Origin of the sequence: Shewanella aegiceratis (assembly GCF_019457495.1) — a bacterium.
Classification (GTDB): Bacteria; Pseudomonadota; Gammaproteobacteria; order Enterobacterales; family Shewanellaceae; genus Shewanella; species Shewanella loihica.
This window is the reverse complement of sequence record NZ_CP080416.1, coordinates 3,010,555-3,030,434: the sequence shown is the minus strand read 5'-3', so window position 1 is coordinate 3,030,434 and position 19,880 is coordinate 3,010,555. Positions and strand designations below refer to the sequence as shown.

The 19,880-nt window shown below is 50.8% G+C and carries 21 protein-coding genes; 15 read left to right on the top strand and 6 right to left on the bottom strand.

The window, feature by feature from the left end:
- Positions 1-94: 94 nt before the first annotated feature.
- The 12 genes from K0H80_RS13320 to K0H80_RS13265 all read left to right on the top strand — a co-directional run bounded on the left by K0H80_RS13320 (position 95) and on the right by K0H80_RS13265 (position 10,652).
- Positions 95-1,339 (top strand): ABC transporter substrate-binding protein, encoded by a 1,245-nt coding sequence (locus K0H80_RS13320; RefSeq protein WP_220071891.1) that lies wholly within the window; start codon positions 95-97, stop codon positions 1,337-1,339.
- A 63-nt stretch (positions 1,340-1,402) separates the two neighbouring features.
- Entirely contained in the window at positions 1,403-2,221 is an 819-nt protein-coding gene (locus tag K0H80_RS13315; protein ID WP_011866403.1) for an ABC transporter ATP-binding protein, read from the top strand.
- 9 nt (positions 2,222-2,230) lie between these two features.
- Positions 2,231-3,457, top strand: a complete 1,227-nt coding sequence (locus K0H80_RS13310; RefSeq protein ID WP_220071890.1) for a phenylacetate--CoA ligase family protein — start codon at positions 2,231-2,233, stop codon at positions 3,455-3,457.
- A 686-nt stretch (positions 3,458-4,143) separates the two neighbouring features.
- Positions 4,144-4,380, top strand: coding sequence for a DUF5763 domain-containing protein (locus K0H80_RS13305; RefSeq protein WP_220071889.1), 237 nt, complete (start codon positions 4,144-4,146; stop codon positions 4,378-4,380).
- A complete protein-coding gene (locus tag K0H80_RS13300; RefSeq protein WP_220071888.1) occupies positions 4,373-4,717 on the top strand; it encodes a hypothetical protein in 345 nt (114 codons plus the stop codon). Before K0H80_RS13305 ends, K0H80_RS13300 begins: the two co-directional genes overlap by 8 nt.
- Positions 4,718-4,787: 70 nt before the next feature.
- On the top strand, positions 4,788-5,684 hold the full coding sequence (locus tag K0H80_RS13295) for a DUF4365 domain-containing protein (protein WP_258406252.1): 897 nt from the start codon (positions 4,788-4,790) through the stop codon (positions 5,682-5,684).
- Positions 5,685-5,837: 153 nt separating this feature from the next.
- Entirely contained in the window at positions 5,838-7,151 is a 1,314-nt protein-coding gene (locus tag K0H80_RS13290) for a hypothetical protein (RefSeq protein ID WP_220071886.1), read from the top strand.
- 146 nt (positions 7,152-7,297) lie between these two features.
- Positions 7,298-7,630, top strand: coding sequence for an immunity protein Imm33 domain-containing protein (locus tag K0H80_RS13285; protein WP_220071885.1), 333 nt, complete (start codon positions 7,298-7,300; stop codon positions 7,628-7,630).
- A 116-nt stretch (positions 7,631-7,746) separates the two neighbouring features.
- On the top strand, positions 7,747-8,157 hold the full coding sequence (locus K0H80_RS13280; protein WP_220071884.1) for a hypothetical protein: 411 nt from the start codon (positions 7,747-7,749) through the stop codon (positions 8,155-8,157).
- A gap of 207 nt (positions 8,158-8,364) precedes the next feature.
- The gene (locus K0H80_RS13275) at positions 8,365-8,778 is read left to right on the top strand and encodes a hypothetical protein (protein WP_220071883.1); all 414 of its coding nucleotides are present in this window, start codon (positions 8,365-8,367) and stop codon (positions 8,776-8,778) included.
- 78 nt (positions 8,779-8,856) lie between these two features.
- Complete coding sequence (locus K0H80_RS13270) at positions 8,857-9,858, top strand: hypothetical protein (RefSeq protein WP_258406094.1); 1,002 nt, start codon at positions 8,857-8,859, stop codon at positions 9,856-9,858.
- A 65-nt stretch (positions 9,859-9,923) separates the two neighbouring features.
- Positions 9,924-10,652 carry a hypothetical protein gene (locus tag K0H80_RS13265; RefSeq protein ID WP_220071882.1) on the top strand — a complete coding sequence of 243 codons (729 nt, stop codon included), beginning with the start codon at positions 9,924-9,926 and terminating at the stop codon, positions 10,650-10,652.
- A 101-nt stretch (positions 10,653-10,753) separates the two neighbouring features.
- On the opposite strand, the gene K0H80_RS13260 is transcribed toward K0H80_RS13265, so the two are convergent.
- Positions 10,754-12,463 (bottom strand): proline--tRNA ligase, encoded by a 1,710-nt coding sequence (locus K0H80_RS13260; RefSeq protein WP_220071881.1) that lies wholly within the window; start codon positions 12,461-12,463, stop codon positions 10,754-10,756.
- Between the two features lie 517 nt (positions 12,464-12,980).
- Here K0H80_RS13260 and K0H80_RS13255 point away from each other — a divergent pair.
- Positions 12,981-13,292 (top strand): hypothetical protein, encoded by a 312-nt coding sequence (locus K0H80_RS13255; protein ID WP_220071880.1) that lies wholly within the window; start codon positions 12,981-12,983, stop codon positions 13,290-13,292.
- A gap of 142 nt (positions 13,293-13,434) precedes the next feature.
- A complete protein-coding gene (locus K0H80_RS13250; RefSeq protein ID WP_220071879.1) occupies positions 13,435-13,707 on the top strand; it encodes a hypothetical protein in 273 nt (90 codons plus the stop codon).
- 108 nt (positions 13,708-13,815) lie between these two features.
- Here K0H80_RS13250 and K0H80_RS13245 read toward each other — a convergent pair whose 3' ends face one another.
- Positions 13,816-15,540: an AMP-binding protein gene (locus tag K0H80_RS13245; protein WP_011866390.1), complete on the bottom strand. Its 1,725-nt coding sequence runs from the start codon at positions 15,538-15,540 to the stop codon at positions 13,816-13,818.
- Between the two features lie 214 nt (positions 15,541-15,754).
- Positions 15,755-17,308 (bottom strand): M28 family metallopeptidase, encoded by a 1,554-nt coding sequence (locus K0H80_RS13240; protein WP_258406251.1) that lies wholly within the window; start codon positions 17,306-17,308, stop codon positions 15,755-15,757.
- Positions 17,309-17,774: 466 nt separating this feature from the next.
- On the opposite strand from K0H80_RS13240, the gene K0H80_RS13235 reads away from it, so the two are divergent.
- Positions 17,775-17,996 (top strand): hypothetical protein, encoded by a 222-nt coding sequence (locus tag K0H80_RS13235; protein WP_220071877.1) that lies wholly within the window; start codon positions 17,775-17,777, stop codon positions 17,994-17,996.
- A gap of 38 nt (positions 17,997-18,034) precedes the next feature.
- Here K0H80_RS13235 and K0H80_RS13230 read toward each other — a convergent pair whose 3' ends face one another.
- The 3 genes from K0H80_RS13230 to rcsF are packed head-to-tail and all read right to left on the bottom strand — an operon-like array spanning position 18,035 to position 19,862.
- Entirely contained in the window at positions 18,035-18,664 is a 630-nt protein-coding gene (locus K0H80_RS13230) for an acyltransferase (protein ID WP_220071876.1), read from the bottom strand.
- Positions 18,665-18,666: 2 nt separating this feature from the next.
- Entirely contained in the window at positions 18,667-19,404 is a 738-nt protein-coding gene (gene tsaA / locus K0H80_RS13225; RefSeq protein WP_220071875.1) for a tRNA (N6-threonylcarbamoyladenosine(37)-N6)-methyltransferase TrmO, read from the bottom strand.
- Between the two features lie 41 nt (positions 19,405-19,445).
- Complete coding sequence (gene rcsF, locus K0H80_RS13220; protein ID WP_220071874.1) at positions 19,446-19,862, bottom strand: Rcs stress response system protein RcsF; 417 nt, start codon at positions 19,860-19,862, stop codon at positions 19,446-19,448.
- Between the last annotated feature and the right edge of the window lie 18 nt (positions 19,863-19,880).

Genomic DNA, 19,880 nt, shown 5'->3' with positions numbered 1-19,880 from the left:
CGACACAGTTTGAATAGCAATGAGCGTTGATCCTGGCTGTAGCGCTGCGTTAACCGCATTCAATCTATCTGGATCATGTTGAAGGAAGATAACGATGACTAAAAAAATATTACTTAGCACCACGCTTGCTTGTTTCGCCTTCGCCTCGGGCGCTGCCCAGGCCGAAGACACGGTTTTTGTTGGCCACCTGGCCGACATGTCTGGCCCCACGGCCTTCGTGGGTAAGCCCTACGCCGACGGCGTGCGTGATGCCCTGGCCTATATCAATGCCCACGGCGGCATCGACGGCACTAAGCTGGAATATGAGACCATAGACTATGCCTACAAGGTGCCTCAGGCGATCGCCTCTTACAAGAAGTGGCTGTCGCGCAAGAACATGGTGGCCATGCAGGGTTGGGGCACGGCGGATACCGAGGCGCTGATCTCTTTTGCCGCCAAGGATAAGACGCCTATCTTCTCGGCCTCTTACTCTGGCCACCTGACCGACCCTCAGGGCAAGAACCCGAACACCACTAAACCGGCGCCATATAACTTCTTCTACGGCGCATCGTACTCTGACGCCTGTCGCGGCCTGGTGCAGTGGGCGGCTGAAGATTGGAAGGCCAAGGGCGGGCAGGGCAAGCCTAAGTTTACCCATATCGGCGCCAACCATCCTTTCCCTAACGCGCCGAAAGAGGCCTGCGCCGAGTACGCCACCGAGCTGGGCTTCGACGTGCAGCCATCCGTGGTGATCTCCATGAAGCCGGGTGACTTTAAGGCCCAGTGTTTGAGCCTCAAGAGCTCAGGCACCAACTATGGTTATATCGGCAACCTGGGGGGCTCGGTGCAGTCGCTGATCAAGTCTTGCGACACGGTCGGAACCGATATCCAGTTCATGTCTAACATCTGGGGCGGCGACAAGCTGGTATTCAAGGCCGCCGGTGAAGGGGTGAAGAACTATATCTTCCCGACCATGACGCCGTTTTGGACCGACGATGTGCCGGGCATGAAGCTGGTACGCGAGATCTCTAAGATGTCTGACAGCACGGGCAAAGAGGAGCGTCTGCACCACTATATTCGCGGCGTCTGTTCGACCTATTTCATGAAGGAGTCGATGGAGTGGGCCAAGGCGCACGGTGGCATCACAGGTGAGAACGTTAAGAAGGGCATGTATGTGCACAAAGACTGGGTGCCTAAGGGGCTAGAGGGCGTCTGCCTGGCAGCTACTTGGACACCGGAAGATCACCGCGGCATCAACCAGGTCAACATCTACAAGGGTAACTATAACCATGGCGACATCAAGGTCGAGAAGGTCAATCAGGTGACCCTCGAGCGTCGCGTCGACTGGTTAGGCTACTAATCTCTTTTCCCTGCGCCGGGTAAGTCCGTCTTGCCCGGCCCGCTTCTTGACCTTGGAGTTGTTATGACACAAGCAGTGCAGTTAAAGCCCGAGACACCACTTCTCGCTATCAACAATATCGAAGTGGTCTATGACGATGTGATCCAGGTGCTACGCGGCGTGAGCATAGAGGTGCCACAGGGCGAGATAGTGACCCTGCTGGGGCCCAACGGCGCCGGTAAGTCCACCACCCTCAAGGCGATCTCTGGCTTGCTAAAGACAGAAAATGGCGAGGTGTCCCGGGGTGACATCCACTTCATGGGCGAGCGTATAGACGTGAAAAATGCCGATGACGTGGTGCGTTCCGGCCTGTTTCAGGTGATGGAGGGGCGCCGCATCGTCGAGGATATGACGGTGATCGAAAACCTCAAGCTGGGGGCCTATACCCGCCGCGACGGTCAGGTGAATCAGGATATCGAGATGGTATTCAACTACTTCCCGCGCCTCAAGGAGCGCACCGGGCTGGCGGGTTACCTGTCGGGCGGTGAGCAGCAGATGCTGGCCATAGGCCGCGCCCTGATGGCGAGGCCTAAGATGATCTGCCTGGATGAACCCTCAATGGGGCTATCGCCTCTGCTGGTGAAGGAGGTGTTTGGCATCATAGAGAAGATCAACCGCGAGCAGGGTATTACCATGCTGCTGGTGGAGCAGAACGCCAACTACGCCCTCAAGGCGGCCAACTATGGCTACATCATGGAGTCGGGCAAAATCGTACTCGACGGCACCAAGGCGCAGCTGCTCAACAACGAAGATGTGAAGGAGTTCTACCTGGGGGGCGGCAACGAAACCCGTAAGAGCTTCAAGAACCTAAAGTCCTATAAACGCCGTAAGCGTTGGCTGTAGGGAGGCAATATGGCCGATTATTTCAAACCCGAAGAGGCGCTTGCGCCCGAGCAGCGCGAGCAGCAGCTGATGGCGGCGCTGCCTGAGCAGCTCAGCTATGCCAAGGCAAACTGCCGCTATTACGCCGAGCTATTGACCGATATCGAGGTGAGCAGCGTCGATAGCCGTGAGGCGCTGGCGACCCTGCCCATCACCCACAAGGCAGACCTTATCGCCCTGCAGGCCAAGCTGCCGCCTTTTGCCGGCATGACGCCAAGCAAGCCCAGCGGGCGCATCTTTCAGTCACCCGGGCCCATCTATGATCCCGAGTGTGACGGCCACGACTGGTGGCGCATGGGGCAGGCCTTCTTTGCTGCCGGATTTAGAGTAGGCGACCTGGTGCAGAACTGCCTGGCTTATCACCTGACGCCGGGGGGCTTCATCATGGATTCGGGCGCCAGGGCCTGCGGCTGCACCGTGATCCCGGCAGGGCCTGGGCAGAGCGAGATGCAGCTGGACCTTATCGCCTCGCTTAAGCCAAATGGTTACTGCGGCACCCCCTCGTTTCTTAATATCTTGCTGGAGAAGGGCAAGACTTTGGGGAAGGACACCAGCTCCATCACCAAGGCACTGGTGTCGGGCGAGGCGTTAACCCCCTCCCTTAAGGCCAGCTTCGAGGCGGCGGATATCGACGTCAAGCAGGCCTATGTCACCGCCGATATTGGCCTTATCGCCTTCGAGAGCGTCTCGGGTGAAGGCCTGGTGGTCGCCGAAGACATTATCGTCGAGATAGTGCGGCCCGGCACCTTAACCCCAGTGCCCGAAGGCGAGGTGGGCGAGGTGGTGGTTACCAGCTTTAACCGCGACTATCCACTGGTGCGCTTCGCCACCGGCGACCTGTCGGCCATCATGCCGGGCACGAGTGCCTGCGGTCGCACCAATGTGCGTATCAAGGGCTGGCTGGGCCGCGCCGATCAGACCACTAAGGTGAAGGGGCTGTTTGTCCATCCCGAGCAGGTGGAGCGGATTCGCTGCCGCCATCCCGGTATCGCTAAGGTGCGCTTGGTGGTCACCCGCCAACAGGAAAACGATCTGATGCGTCTGCTGTGCGAGGTGGATGAGGCGATGCGTCCTCAGGTGGATATTGCCGCGGTGCAGGACTCGATCCGCGCCGAGACCCAATTGTCGGGTGAGGTGGCCTTGGTGGCGCCTGGGGCCTTGGCGGATGATGGGGTGGTGATTGAGGATCAAAGATAATGGTCTAGGCTTCGTCTAGTCTGACTTTAGGGTAATGCCCGGCCTTGGATGAGGTTGGGCATTGTTGTTATTTGGGATTGTTGAATTTGGCAGAGTTGGTGTTTGATGGTTTTTTGAAGGTTGTACCTTCATGGGAACCTAGCGCCTGCCCGGCGAGGGCTGTGCAGATACGCCTGTGACACGCTGTGCGCCATCCCTGGCCGCTCTGCGGTTTCATCCCTGAAACCGAAGGTCACAGCCGTATCTGCACTGGGTATCTAACGTCTCTTCGATTTGGCTGTATTTGATGTGAGTAGGATAGCTAGATGATTGTTCGGCAGGTTGCCAAACTCTGCTCGCTGTACTGCGGATCTATACAGGTATAATGGGATTTTGCAAAAAAACGCCCCTTTCGCTTCCTACTATGTAATCTTTCGATTCTCGATTTGTTTTTACATTAATGTTTAACGTATTGATTAATTTGAATTAATTACTTAGAGCTTTCTATTTAATGGGAAGAGGTGAGGGTCTCGTTAAATAGGGTCTCGTTTTGTTTTGGGCTTGCTCACTTTCTACTTGTTATGCAATGTCATTATTGATATAAATTTCAGATGGTTAAAAAAATTTGTCGCGATGTATATTAGGTGGTAGTGATTTACATAGGCGGCATTCTCGCTAATAAGCGTTAGGCCTACAAGAAGGGTCATATGAAGAAATGTAAAGCAACAACTAAATCTGGAGAGCGGTGTAAGAAAACGGCGATCAACAACAATGATTACTGCTCAGTACACCAAAGCACAGATAGCACAGATATGATTGCGCCTGCTATTGGGGGCGCATTGATTGGGAATCTCATTATTCCAGGTATAGGCGGAGTGATACTTGGCGGCATACTTGGTGCGCTGGCAGCGTCAAAATCTAAAAATGGTGGTGAAGATGATTAATCAGCCAACCATTTATGGAATTTATGTCGGACTTGGTTTTGGCGTTCTCTATTTGCTAATGCACCTATATATAAAGCAGCCACCTGACTTTAAGAAATTCGCTACAATTGTGCTGTCATGTGTTGGTGCTGTGGTAGGTATCGCATTTGGTTATGTTGCGCTTACTGCACCAGATTCAAATCTCGGGGTTCTTACCGATCAGCGGCTTCCAATGGTTCTCGGGGCAGGGGCAGTTATCTGGTTAGCTGTAGAGCAAGCATTAAATATTTATCATCCTATTTTTGCTAGGTGTGTTCAGAAATATAGGCCTAACAATGCCATTAACACAGACAACTAAAAGCGTCGCTTCGCTATGTTTTTAGTTGCTGGTTATGGCTAGCGTTATGTGCTTAGGAGAAGTATTGAAAGTGAAAGCACCAAAAAGTGAATTGGTCAGTAGGGCTGGAGTCCACTATGCAGGATATGTATTTTCGACAGAGGGAGTCATATTCAGAGAAACGTCATCAACTGATGTAGGTGTTGATGGGCAATTAGAGCTAGTTTCTGATGATGGCACAGCTACAGGTATGCTACTAGGTGTTCAAGTTAAAAGTGGAGATTCTTTTGTAGACAATCATTCAGAGATTTTCTCATTTAAATCCAGTAAGGCTCATTTTGAATATTGGCAACAATTACGTATTCCTGCTATTGGTGTAGTTTACTCTCCAACCCTTAAAAAAGCGTCTTGGTTTGATCTTACGAAACACGCTAGTGTGATACTTGAAAACGACAAGCCACCTATAATCAAGCAAAAAATCAACAAAAGTAATGTGCTTGAAATAGGGCAAGGGCTAAACGAGTTAATAAAGTTAGCGCATCAATACTATGAACTTCCGGTGACGAAAGAGGACGTGGATAAACTGGTCGTTATTCAAGAGCAAGTCGTTGACTCCACTCAAACATCGAAAGAAGATTCATGGAAAAGGCTTATATCCATATTCTTTTCATCCGATAGTGGTAGCGACATTATAGGTGAAGTTGGTTATCGCTTGTCATGGTATTTCCCAACAGTTTCCGATTTGCAAAAAGAACAATTCAAAAGTCGATTAAAGCTGTTAACACTTTCAGAATTAAACCGGATTTTTTGTGCTATCAAGCTTGCTTTTGATCGGAATCGAGATGACGTTGTATCACTAATTTTGGGCTTAATTAGCTATCATCCTCAGATAACTGAATTTCTCGATAAACTTGATGAAAATGGTTTTGTTGCTTCTGAAGATAAGTGGATACTTGAGCAGCTTAAAGAATACTTAGAACAACTTTAAGACGCACATAACAAGCAATTTAAGAGGGATTCACAACGCTCGGCATTTTTGCTTCTACTTCAATTTTAGTGGTTACGGTACAATGCTTTAGGTTTGTGTGGTAGCGTTGCTCACCCCTTAATTGGGCGTTATATTTTGCTTGGAGTTTAGCGTATGAAAATTACAAATTCTACCTTTAGAGGGGGTGAACCTGCTCGGGCTAATGCGTGTGTTGGGGATAATGGTTCTCCTAGTTACGTTGAATACGCAAAAGGTTTCTCCAAAGCAGCTAACTTGATTATTGATCAAGCACTTGACTCTGAAAATGTAGATTTTCATGTAGATGACATGGTTTATCCAGCATGCTTCAACATGAGACATTCTGTCGAACTAAGATTGAAAGGTGCAATCGAAGATCTTGAGGTTATTGCTAAATGGCAAGGGCGTCGAATTGAATTCGACTTGGTAGGTTCTCATGATATTGGGAATATTTGGGAGTTTTTTAAACGAGAATCAGAAGCTATAGATATTCGATATCAATCTATCAATGAAAAGATTGAACCTACCATATTAGATATCGCAGGTGTTGACGCAACAGGTCAAACGTTTAGGTATCCCGTTGATCGAGATAGCCGAAAGCACTTAGCAGAAGTCGCCATCATCAATTTTAATGTGCTAAAGGCTAAATTTACATCATTAGAAGAAGAGCTTGATAACCTACTATTCCTGACTGAATTCCTGAGAGAGGAATACTCACTAAGTACATTCACGACAAAGTTATCAAGACAGCAATTATTTTCTTTGGCAGATGAACTGCCAAGTATTACTTCATGGCGCAATGACACCTTTAAAGAGACTAAAAAGAAACTTATGGAACGGTTTTCTTTAGGAAGTCGAGACCTTAGTAAAGCAATAGATCTCATAAAATCTAACTATGAATTAAATCATAGAATAGGCTCGCGCTTGCCACTTAAAGGTATAGATGAGTATGACTTGATTTGGTTCCTAGATTTTTGGATGGAATTAAATCCGGAGATATTATCTCGCAAAAATCATACAGGTGGTTTGGTTAAGTTCGAACTTGACTCAATGTTGGACTCACTAGATCGTGATTCAAAGATCAAAGCAATGTTTTGGGATAATTTGAATGGCTATTTGACGCCTGAAAGCTTAGCAGGTTTAAATGCGATCTTCTATTTCGCTAGAGATAAGAAATTTTCTGAAAGGTATGTCACTACCTACGAAAATGAGTTGAAAGAATCGACAATGTACTTCAACGAGGGTGGCAGCGGTGTGTGGGATAGTATTATGCACATGGCTGATAAGACAAACTTTTTTGATAACTTAGTTATGAGCCTGTTTTGCCTACACTATGACGAATTAGCTGAGGAGTTGATTGATATTTATGGTGTAAGTGATGCTTTTAATTGGTTAGACAAAGCGAGGACGAGAGAGTTGTTCTCCCTTCCAGAATTGGCTGGGTACTAATGCAAAATATAACAAACAATTTAAGAGTGATTCCCCACGCTTGGCATTTTTGTTTCGGGTTTAGCTCAGTGTTTACGGTGTCTCAGTTGAGTGCAGTGGTAGCGTGGCTCACACCTTAATTGGGCGTTATATGCCTAAGGAATAGCATGAGTAGCCAGCAAGATATTTGCGCTAAATTTAAAACGGAATTTTCTCCTTGTAGTGAATCCGACAAACTAGGCATTGCTATTGAAACTATCGGTAAACTTCCGATAAATGGTTTAAGGCATGTGGCTGAAAATGGTACGTGTGGTTGGTATATTTGGTGCGGCGAAGAATGGAGCGACGCCCCTGACTTCTTCAAGCCTATACACGTTAAACGTATTAACGAGTACCTTCCTCAAGTTGAGTCTTATTTGGCATTGCCACCGGGACATAGATTTCTAGTTACTGAGGGTTACGAGGATGTGTGGCAAGATTTGTCGTTAATCGGCATATAACTAGGCTTTACAGCAACGGGACTGCTAACAGCTTGCTCGGTTCCGCTTCGCTACACATTTTAGCAAGCTATTATCAGCCCCTGAATGGGGCGTTATACGTTTCTGGAGTTCGGAGTATGTCAGAAGGATTTGCTACAACATATGCAAAAGCTATAGACGATTTAGCAGGGAAGATCTTTATTCCTGGTGTAATAGCTTCTTTATTAGTCGAGTTAGGCCCCACCTTTCAAGCCTATAAAGGCGCTGGTTTACTTGAAACTTATCTAGTATTCGTAATTGGCGGGTTTATTCTAACTGGCGTTATATTTATGCTTCTTACTCTTTGCACTATTTACCTTTTTAAAGGCAAAGATGCTGCGCCAATTATTTCAATAGCCTTAATGCCATTGGGTTTTGCTTGTTTATTTCCAACTTATTTTTCATCTTTCCAAGTTCCTTTGTCAGAAGTAACTGGTGTCGCTATTTTGGCTTGGTGTTTTATGTTGCTGAGCGAAGGTACTTTTGGCATTTTAGAAAAAAACGTATAACAAGTTACTCAAAAGGACGCATAACGCTTGGCTTGTGGTCCTTCGTCGCAAATTTTAGCCAAGCATTTATGCGCCCATTAGTAAGGCGTTACTATTGAGATTTTTACATTATGTCTATATCTACTTTAGATTTTTACATCATGTCTATGTCTACGGCATGATGAGGTTTGGCGTTAAAAATCAACTAATTATCAAGGAGTGATATCTATGTTTGAAGAAAGGGTTGCAGAGAGTACGATTTGGGTGGTCATGTTTTGGCTCACTGCAGCTTATCTGTTAATTCCTTTTCCCTTTAAGGTCGGCGCGCTGGTGATGGGAAAGGATAAACGCCCTGTGGCCGCCGTTATCGAAGAGCAAGCCAATGCGATATTTCATTTTTTAGGGCTTTTCGCATTTTGGGGATATGTTTATGCTGACAATAGTGTGGCGAATCCCATGCTTTGGTACGCCTGGTTAGTCATTGCCACTCTCTGGTCTGTCATCGCGCTATTTAAATCGGCAAAGGTCGATTATGCCCTGAGTCAAATAGGCCCTAAAGCCACTAAGGTACTTTGCTTGGTGGGTATGCTGCTCTTTCTGCCTATGTATATCGCCGTGTTTGAATATGCGGCCATTTCCTAGCGTCTCGCTGAGTGGCTCAACAATTTAAATGGGCAATGGAAATGGACAATTGTCAGGGTAGATGATGGAGGGAACCGAATGATGCTAAGCGCTTCAGTAAAATCAAAAATACCTCTGCTGTTTCTAGTTTGTGTCTCTGTCTGGTGGGCGTTTTATTACCAGAGTAATGGCCCGTTCAATGACTATGGCAGGGCTAACTTCGAATGGCTTTATCTGCTTGATGCCTTAGTGGTCGCGCCGCTGTTGTGTTTCTTCTGTATCAAGGAGAAGAAGGATGCACTCATTAAGGCGCTGGCGCTTATCTGTCTCGGGGTCTTGTTTGGCAGTTTTATTGTGCCTGAGCAGAACAAGTTTATCTGGCATCACCTGGAGCTGGGGCGTTATCTGATCGTCGCCGTGATGGTGCTTTTTGAGGTGGTGGCGATAGCCAGTGTAGTCTTAGCCATCCGATCGGCGCTCGCGCAGGGCAGAGATCCTGATCTAGCGATCGATGAGCCAATAACAAAATTGCTCGGAGGCGGCGCTATTGTCTCTTTATTGCGTTTCGAGACCCGCATCTGGACCTACGCCCTATTTGCCTCTCGCATCGACAGGCATCAGTTTAACGGCGTGCAGCACTTTAGTTATCATCAAAAGGATGGGGCTCAGAGCAATCTGCTGGGTTTTATCTTAGTGATTGCCTTTGAGGCGCCACTGATGCACCTTCTGATGCATTACCTCTGGTCGCCCATGGCGGCGAATGTTATTAGCCTACTGACGTTGTTGAGTTTAGTATTCTTTGTTGCCGAATATCGCGCTCTGTCCAGACGGCCTATTTCACTTAGCCAAAATGATCTCGTGATCCGCTGCGGTCTCTATTCGCCCTTGGTGATCCCCCTTGGTAATATATCGCGAGTGGTGTCAAACCAGGCCTTTGTTAAGCGATCCTCACAGGTTAAACGCTATAACTATGCTGGCATTCCCAATGTCGAAATCAGCTTAAGTGAGCCAATTGGTCAGCTAGAAAAGGTGTATCTCGGCGTGGATGACCCAGGAGCGTTTATTCAGGCTATTCGGTCCAAGCTCGATAAAGACTGCTGAAAAGGCCAAAAGAACATTGCAATGGGAAGGGGAATTAGACAAGGAAATTGGTAAAGGGAGATAGTGTGTCAGTCGATTATTCGAAATGTACCTTGGATGAGCTGCTTGATGTTAACGACAACATAGATAAAGAACAGTACCCTGATAGGTATCAACAACTCACAGATGAGATAAAACGTAGGAGGGCCGCTGGCGAGGTTGCCTCCAGCAGGCAGGGGCCACCAGATTGGCTTTATGATGATGAGGACGATGTTTTTATTGAGTTCGCATCGGATGGCCCCAAGGGCTCCAGATACTTGTTTATCTTTTTATTTTTCATGGTCAATCTTATCTTTCTCGCCTATGTATTGCCTAAATATCATGTGGCCGAGTTGGCAGATGTGCATGAGTATTCGACCACTATAGACGCTATCCAGTGCCGTAGTAGCGAGGTTATCGATGAGGAGACGGGTGGGACTTTTTACGACCTGGAAATTACCTCTTTTCAAGATAACTTTTATGCCGTCAATATCGGCGCGAGCAAGTGCCATCGCCTAGCACAAAGTCTCAAAGTGGGAGAGAAGATCGCCATCTGGCATGAAGCTGGATTGATACTTCAGCTGAAAGCCGCTAATAAGACTCTGCTTCCCTATAAGTATATGAAGCCTAAGGTACGTCAGTTTCAAACCAGTTATCTAATCTACTTCTGGTTTGGCTTGCTTATCTTTTGGGGCGGGCTGTTTAAATCTCTGGTCAATGCCCTGGTCCCTGGCACCTTTAAGGCTCGAGAAGATGTGCCCGAGGTCAGTCGTTAATATCTAAAACTCTTGGTTATTTTTTTAGTAGATAATAAAAACGCCCGGCAGTTGCCGGGCGTTTTTGTGTAAGCAGCTTATTTTGAAAGCAACTAAGCGTATTATTTGGCGGACTTGATGAAGTCGACGATCTCCTCGAATGGGATCTCTTGCTTCTCGCCGGTACGACGGTTCTTGTATTCGAATACGCCGTTGTCTATGTTGCGCTCGCCAATCACGATGACGTGCGGCAGACCAATCAGTTCCATGTCGGCAAACATCACACCTGGACGCTCTTTACGGTCGTCGAACAGCACTTCGATGCCGGCATCACAAAGATCGCTGTAGAGCTTCTCGGCCATATCTTTGATGCGATGTGACTTGTGCATGTTCATCGGCAGGATACCGACCTTGAACGGTGCAATGGCGGCTGGCCAGATGATGCCACGATCGTCGTGGTTCTGCTCGATGGCTGCGGCCACGATACGGCTCACGCCAACACCGTAACAACCCATCAGCAGTGTCTGTGCCTTGCCGTTCTCGTCCAGTACGCTGGCGCCCATGGCTTTCGAGTAGTTGGTGCCCAGCTGGAAGATGTGACCCACTTCGATGCCGCGTAGCAGGCCGATGGTGCCCTTGCCACATGGGCTAGGCTCACCTTCGATAACGTTACGCAGGTCGGCAACCTCTGCCTGTGGCAGGTCGCGTTCCCAGTTGATGCCCACATAGTGCTTACCGTCTTGGTTGGCACCGGCGGCAAAGTCGCTCATGACGTTGACGCTGTGATCTACATACACAGGGATGGTCATGCCAACAGGGCCGAGTGAGCCAGGGCCTGCACCCAGTGCGTCGCGGATCTCGGCTTCACCGGCCATCTCAAATGGAGAAAGTACGGCATCGAGCTTTTCGACTTTGACTTCGTTCAGCTCATGGTCGCCACGCACGATCACGGCTACCAGAGGTGCCTCTTCGCTGGCGCCTTTAACGATAATGGTCTTGATGGTCTTTTCGATGGCGATACCGTGCTGCTCAACCAACTCTTCGATGGTCTTGGCATTTGGTGTGTCGATAACGCTCATTTCCATGGTGGCGGCGCCACGAGGCTCGGTAGGGATTGGCGCCTCGGCCTTCTCGATGTTGGCGGCGTAGTCGCTCTCGGTCGAGTAGGCGATCAGGTCTTCACCGCTGTTGGCCAGCACGTGGAATTCGTGTGACATGCTGCCGCCGATAGAACCTGTGTCGGCCAATACCGGACGGAAGGCCAGACCCATACGGCCTAAGATGTTGCTGTAGGCGGTGTACATGGCCTGATAGGTATCATCCATGGTTTCCTGATCAAGATGGAAAGAGTAGGCATCTTTCATCAGGAACTCGCGTGAACGCATCACGCCGAAACGGGGACGTACCTCGTCGCGGAACTTGGTCTGGATCTGATACAGGTTCAGCGGTAGCTGCTTGTAAGAGCTAACCTCTTTACGAATGATGTCGGTGATCACCTCTTCGTGGGTTGGGCCCAGTACGAAGTCGCGGTTGTGTCTGTCTTGGAAACGCAGCAGCTCAGGGCCAAATTTGTCCCAACGGCCGGTTTCAACCCAAAGGTCTGCCGGTTGCACCATGGGCATCAAGATCTCAACAGCACCTGCATTGTTCATCTCTTCGCGAACGATCGCTTCGACTTTGCGCAGCACACGTAAGCCTGACGGCAACCAGCTGTATAGGCCAGAAGCGTTACGACGTATCATGCCGGCGCGCAGCATTAATTGATGACTGACCACCTCAGCGTTTGCTGGGGTCTCTTTTTGTGTTGAAAGCAGGTACTTGCTAACTCGCATTCCCAATATCCAGTTGTGTGATGAAATAGGTCGACATTTTAGCACCCTGACGTTTGATGTCACCTAGTTTGTTGGCCAGTAGCCGCGGGAGATCTGTGTCGGTAAGCAGGCGGCTTTGGACCTCTACTGTTTGCCTTTGTGGCAATGTGTTGACGATTCATACAGGGTAGGGCTAGCGTGGCGCAGTTCTTCTGCCCAAACGAGTGATAAGCCCGAAGAAAGGGCCGATAAAAGCGGTCTCAAGGGGCATGTAACGCGCTCAGGTTTATTGTGTGCAAGCGCGTGCAATAGACGTTACTCACTGTGCTCTGTTGACTATCGCGCTATTCACAATATTAGCCACCTCACCGCTTGTTTGATTAGCCACTTCATTGCTCGGCTCGTGAGCAAACCGCCCTGAGATTAAACAGAATTTAACCTTAAACATAAACAACCCCTAGTGATCAACAGGGATAAATCGCGTAAAGTATTGGGTTTTTCGTAATAAGCTACTGTCAGCTTAAAGGTAAACAGTTACATGGAAGTGATCGCACAGATCTATCCCGACCGTATCGTCGTGAGTCATGGCGAGCGGCAAACGGCCCTGTCGCCGAGTACGCCTTTTACTACCCGGCGTTTGCTGGTGGGCAATTTTTCCCCTGCCGAGCAGTGCCTCAAACAAGGGCTTAATGAGCTGGGTTGCATTGGGCTGTTTAAGCGGCCAAGACTCGTCATCCAACCTATGGCCATGTGTGAGGGCGGCCTGTCTGAGATCGAGGAGCGCTGCCTGATGGAGCTTGGTCTGAGCGCCGGTGCCCGTGATGTCAGGATACAGCTAGCGAGAGCCTAGCTCTCGGCCTATAGGCGCCGGAAAGAGCAGGCGCTAGTCATCTGTCCTTAAGGCCAGATATTTTAGGCCGTTATTTTAGGCCAGTTATTTTAAAAGTAGTTATTTAGGCCGTTGTTTTAAGCGCAGTTATTTAAGGATAGCCATGAAAGCAAAATTTATTATCGTCATAGGACTGACCCTGGGGGCATTGTTTGTGGTGCCTAAGCTCGAGACCACCTATCAGAAGGCGACCCTGAGCAACGACAAGGGGGAGACGGTGCAGTGCGAGGTGAATTGGACCGGGCTTGGCTTTGGCGACACCCTGTCGGACAGCAAATATCAAGCCTGTATCGACGACTATATCGACCAGGGCTATGTGATCAGCCGCAACGAGAAGCGGGTAGAGAAGGTGGGCGCTCAGCTGCTGAGTCTCTGATATCAGCCTCTAAAATCAGCCTTTTAAATTGATGCTAGGCACCAGATGCCGGGCAAAAAAATGCCAGCCTATTTAGGGAATAGGCTGGCGAAGGGCTAGCTGGGATCGCTAGTTGCAGTTGATCGCCTCATAAAGCTCTTGATACATCATCTCGCGCATCTTGAACTTCTGGATCTTACCGGTCACCGTCATGGGATACTGCTCGACGAACTTGATATATCTCGGGACCTTAAAGTAGGCAAATTTCTCGGTGAGGAAGTGACGTATCTCCTCCTCGGTAACGCTGGCGCCCGGTTGCACCTTGATCCAGGCGCACACCTCTTCACCATATTTCTCGCTCTTCACACCGAAGATGGCGGCATCCTGCACGTCCGGGTGGGTGTAGAGCTTCTCTTCGATCTCTCTCGGGTAGATGTTCTCGCCGCCGCGGATGATCATATCCTTGATGCGGCCGACAATCTTGACATAGCCTTCGCTGTCCATCTCACCCAGGTCGCCCGAGTGGAGCCAGCCTTCGCTGTCTATGGTGGCGGCGGTCTTCTCGGCATCGTTCCAGTAGAACTGCATCACGCAGTAGCCGCGGCTACACACCTCACCTGGTTGGCCGACGGGGAGCACCTCGCCAAATTCATCGACGATCTTCACCTGGGTGTGGGCCAGGGCGCGGCCGACCGTGGTGACGCGTTTCTCCAGCGACGAGCCAATTTCTGTCATGTTGTTGATGGGGCTGCATTCCGTCTGGCCATAGCCGATCAGCACCTCTTTCATATACATGAGATCTTGCACCCTGCGCATCACCTCTTCGGGGCAGGTAGCCCCCGCCATCACGCCGGTGCGTAGCGAGCTGAGATCGAAGCGCTTAAATTCTGGATGCTCCAGCTGGGCGATAAACATGGTCGGTACCCCATGCAGCGCTGTGCAGCGCTCGGCCTCGACCACCTCAAGAGTAGTCAGGGGATCGAAGGAGTCGCTCGGGTAGATGGCCGAGGCGCCCACAGAGATGCAGGAGAGGTTACCTAGCACCATGCCGAAGCAGTGATACAGGGGCACAGGAATACAGAGTCTATCTTCAAGCCCTAAGCGCATCGCCTTGGCGACCAATAGGCCGTTGTTCAAGATGTTGTGATGGCTCAGGGTCGCGCCCTTGGGGCTGCCGGTAGTACCCGAGGTAAACTGGATATTGATGGCATCGAAGGGGGAGAGCTGGGCGGCGGTGTCTTTGAGCGCCTTGCGATCGCTCTCGGTGAGCGGACGCTTGAGATGGTTGAAGTTGAGCATGCCGGGCGAGGCTTCATCGCCCATGCGGATCACAAACTCCAGGCTGGGCAGGTTGGCCGATTCAAGCTGTCCCGGCAGGCACTGTTTCAGCTCCGGGGCCAGCTCGTAGAGCATTGACAGGTAGTGGCTGGACTTAAATTTCTCGGCGCAGATGATGGCGCGGCATCCCACGTTGTTGAGGGCATATTGCAGCTCCTCTGGGCGGTAGGCCGGGTTGATGCACACCATGATGGCGCCTATCTTGGCGGTGGCAAACTGGGTCAGACACCATTCTATGTTGTTGGGTGACCAGATACCGACGCGATCGCCGGGCTTGATGCCGATGGCCAGCAGGCCTGCGGCCAGTTCGTCGATATGGGACTGGTATTCCTGGTAGCTCCAGCGGATCCCTTGATGATGCATGACGATGGCGAGTTGGTCGGGGTGGCTGGCGGCCATCTGATCCAGGTAGTCGCCTATGGTTTGTTCGATGAGCGGCGTGCTGGTGTCGCCGTCAAATTGGCTCAGTTGTAGGGGAAATTGGTTCTCAGTTGCAAATGTCGTTACAGCAGACATAGAGCCTCCGTGCATAGGGTGTGTCGATAGCGGTCTGAAGACACACTACTCAAAGTGTGAGGTTTCTCACAAGCAAAGAATGGCGTTTATAGACTAAAGAACTAAGTTGGCAGCGGGGGATAGATAGAAAGGTGAAACTAGGGTTTTATTGAATAAAAACAATATGAAAAAGGAGGCTGTGGCCTCCTTTTGTCGGTAAGTATCACGGCTATGGCTAGCGGCCATCCTGGGCGCGGCGGGTCTTAAAATCTGACGCCTCGAGCCACTTTGGCCAGTCGTTATTGTTGGCTAGTTTCTCCAGAATATCGCTGATGAGCGCCAAATCTTGCTCGACGCCACCGAGTGTCCAACTTGGGTCGTAATCGTCGGCGCCCTGATGATACTTGTGGGCGATATAGTCGGGATCTGTGTCTCCCAGGCTCATGAACATCAGCCCGGGGACTCCTTGCTTGGCCAGGGCGAAATGATCCGAGCGGAACATCAGGCCATTTTGCGGTCTAGGATCGGCCTTTACCCAACGTCCTTGCGCCTTGGCGGCGTTGTCCAGATAGTTTTCCAGCTCAGAGACCCCTTCACCATAGCGAAGTATGTAATTCACTCCCTTGCCGACATTCATGCCGTCGATATTGAGGAAGGCGACCAGCTGCTTGGTGGGCACAGGTGAGTTTTCGGCGAAATACTGGGCGCCGATGAGGCCGGTTTCCTCGGCGGTGAAGGCGCTGAACAGCATGGAGCGCGCAGGTGGCTGAGTAGCGCTAAGCTCCTTGAAGTGACGCGCCAGCTGCAGTACCCCGGCCACGCCCGAGGCGTTGTCTACCGCGCCGTTGTAGATGCGGGTCTGATCTTCATGGACCGTCTTACCCAGGTGATCCCAGTGGGCGTGCATCACCAGCCACTCGTCAGGGCGGGTCTTGCCCGGCAAGAGACCTGCAACGTTATAGGAGGTGGCCAGTTCGATATCGTTGTTCACCTCCAGATTGGCCTTGAGATCTAGCGAGCGCGACTTAAAGCCTGGCTTGGCGGCAGTGAGTTTGAGCTTGTCGTAATCCAGGCCCGCGGCGGTGAAGATCTTCTGCGCCACCTCATGTTGGACCCAGCCCATGACGCCTATGTGGGAGCGGTTCTTCTCCTTGTCTACCAAGGTGTATTTGGTATTGGTGTTGCTGTTTTGCACCACGTTCCAGCCATAGGCGGCGGGAGCGGTTTCATGGATGATAAATACCGCCTTGGCCCCTTGTCTGGCGGCCTCTTCATACTTATAGGTCCAGCGGCCATAGTAGGTCATGGCGTTGCCCTTAAACACCTCTGGGTCTTGAGTGGCAAAGCCTGGGTCATTGACCATGAGGATCACCGTCTTGCCTTTCACATCGATACCGGCGTAGTCGTTCCAGCCGTATTCGGGGGCGTTGATGCCATAGCCGACGAAGACGATTTCGCTGTAATCCAGCGTGATGCTTGGCTGGATCTGCTCGGTGCGGGCGGTGAAGTCGCTGCCGTTGTTAAACACCAGCTCGCCTACTTTTAGCTGCATATTCTGATCGGCGGTGATCTTGGCCATGGGCACGCTCTGGCGATAGCTGTCACCAAAGCCTGGTGCTAACCCCATCTTCTTGAAGGCATTCTCAAGATATTCCACCGTAAGAGTTTCACCCTGTGAGAGGGGGCCGCGGCCCTCAAACTCATCGCTGGCGAGGGTTTGCACATCCTGACGGTAGCTTTGTTGGTCAAAGACGAAGGGGGCGGCACTGGCGGCCGGTAGGAGCAACAGGCCGAGTAAGCCCAAGAGGCGTGGGGTATTCACAGACGACTTCCTTTTGTGATGTTTGTTTTATTATCTGGAGCTCGCCGCCATGGGTAATGGCAAACGATTAATACCAATCAGGGTAAGTAAGTGATCAGAAGTAGCCTAGGAAAAACGGTCGAGAACAAGGCATGATTTTTCGATAAGTAGTTATTCTACAATCAAAAATAATAACGCCGTTATCGGACGTTTTAACAAGCTAGCATGTTCAGTTATTTACTACGATTGGCATAGTCATCATATGTGCATCAGAAAGGTTGATGCAAGAGGGGAGCGATGGCGGGGCAAAGATCTGTTAAGTTTGTTTGCTTGTTAAAAAAATCTGATTTAGCTTTAAGCTATTGGTAAATGTAGGTTTGCCATTGTTTGGCGCTATTCATGTTAGTGGATTCAGGGAATGACGATGAAAGTCACTTGGGATAAGGAAAAGACGATGAAGGCTACAATAATCGTGCTGATGGCAAGTGTCTGCCTAGGGCTCATGAGCGGCTGCGCCAGTAATAAATCTCTCGATCAGGCCTTCTACGATGGGGTTAAGAAAAGCGCCGAGTCACGGCCCAATAATCCGGATAATCGCGTGGAAGATAAGGACTTAGGCGGCGGAGTCGTCAACGTGATTTTCCATGGTACCGGTAAGCTGATCCATGGCAATTAGCTTGGCCGATTAGCTAATTAGCAAATTAGCTAAGCCGTTTATTTCTTATCGCGCCTGTCGCCTATAACGCGGGCCGGATTACCGGCGACGATGGCGTAGTCGGGCACATCTTTGGTGACGATACAGCCCATGCCGATCACGGCGCAGTCACCTATGGTCACCCCATCGACTATGCCCGCCTGGGCGCCGATCCACACATCTCTGCCTATGACGATCCCCTTCGACTGACTGCTCTGCTGATAGATAGGCGTGTCCGGGTGCATGCCGTGGTTGAAGGCGTAGATGGTGACATTGTTGGCGATGCGGGTCTGATCGCCAATCACTATCTTGCCGCGCCCGCCGTCCAGGGAGCAGCCATGATTGATAGCCACCTCGTTACCCATGGCGATGGGGCCGTGCAGAAAGCTGTCGGCGGCGATCATGCAGCGATCACCGATTAGAATATCTCGTCCCGGCTCGGCAAACAGTTTCGCCTGGGGAGCGATAAAGCACTCCTTGCCTATGCTCACGGTTTCAACGGCCATCAACTGCGCTTGTATCTCATCCTGCCAGGGCTTGGCCCAGACCAGATGCTTGGGCTTTAAGGAGAAGTAGAGCCAGGGCATGTAGGCCAGGCGCTGCTTATGTTGCTCTCGGTAGTCCACCTGGTTAGCTAATGGAGCTTGCATGATTAATCTGCTTCCCTAAGGGCGTCTGGCTGCACCGGGCGCACGGCATCGACCAAGATGCCTGTCTCATCCACATGCCAGAGGATATCCAGATCATAGAGGGCGACCTGATAATGCTTAGGATCTTCCTTGGCCTTCTTGTAGGCTGGGCGGGGATCCTGCGCCAGCACCCCTTCGATGATGGCCTTGAGGTTGGGGTACTTGTCACTGGAAAGCTTGTCTAGCTGACCGAGCACCGCATCGCTAAATCGCACATCGATCAGCACAGGCGCCTCATGGGCAATGCCGCCTATGGCTCCCTCGATGGCGTCGGAGAAGGGGATGTAAGGCTTGATATCCAGGATCGGCGTGCCGTCCAGCAGATCCATGGCGGAGATCTCGAGCTCCACCTTGCCCTTACGCTGGTGGATGGCGTGCAGCCTAACCACTGACTGACCTATGCCGTTGGGGCGGAAGGTGGAGCGGGTGGCAAATACCCCCAGCTTCTCGTTGCCGCCCAGGCGCGGCGGTCTGACCGTGGTCTTCCAGCCTTGGCTCAGGTTTTCATGGAAGGTAAACAGCAGCCAGATGTGCGAGTACTGGGACAGGCCGCGCACGGTATCGATATGGTTATAGGGAGGCTGCAGCTCGACGAAGCCGCGGGCGGCGGTGACCAGCCCCGGCTGTCTGGGAATACCAAATTTCTGCTTATAGGGAGTGCGGCAGATAGCCACCGCCTCAATTTCACGCTTGAGTGTCATGGTAAAGACTTATGTTCACGCTATTGCGCAGGGCGCTAAAACTACTTTTCTGTGGTGGGCAACAATATGGCCTGACCGACGCACAGGGCTTGGCTAACACATGCCTTGCTCGGCTCCTCGATGAGGGCACAGCGTTTGATGATCAGCCCGTTGGCGCCTTTATCGGCGGCGGCGCGGCGGGCCATGGTGCGGGCCTCGCTAACCGATGCCGGCACATCCTGGGCGCGCTCCTGACAAGATTCACCCTCGACCATTCCCTTGAGCTCATAAGGACCCTTTGGCTGAGTCTCTTGAAACAGCTGGACCTCACCGGCCTTGAAGTAGTCGTCGATGGCCTGACCATCTAAATTGCTGTTGAAGGTGTATTCGCCCGCACAGCCACCGAGTAGCAGGGCAGAGAGCAGCAGGACAGACTTAGGAGCCATTTTCAGAGCAGTGGTCAGGTCGGAATTAGTCATGATTTGGGCCTGTATTAG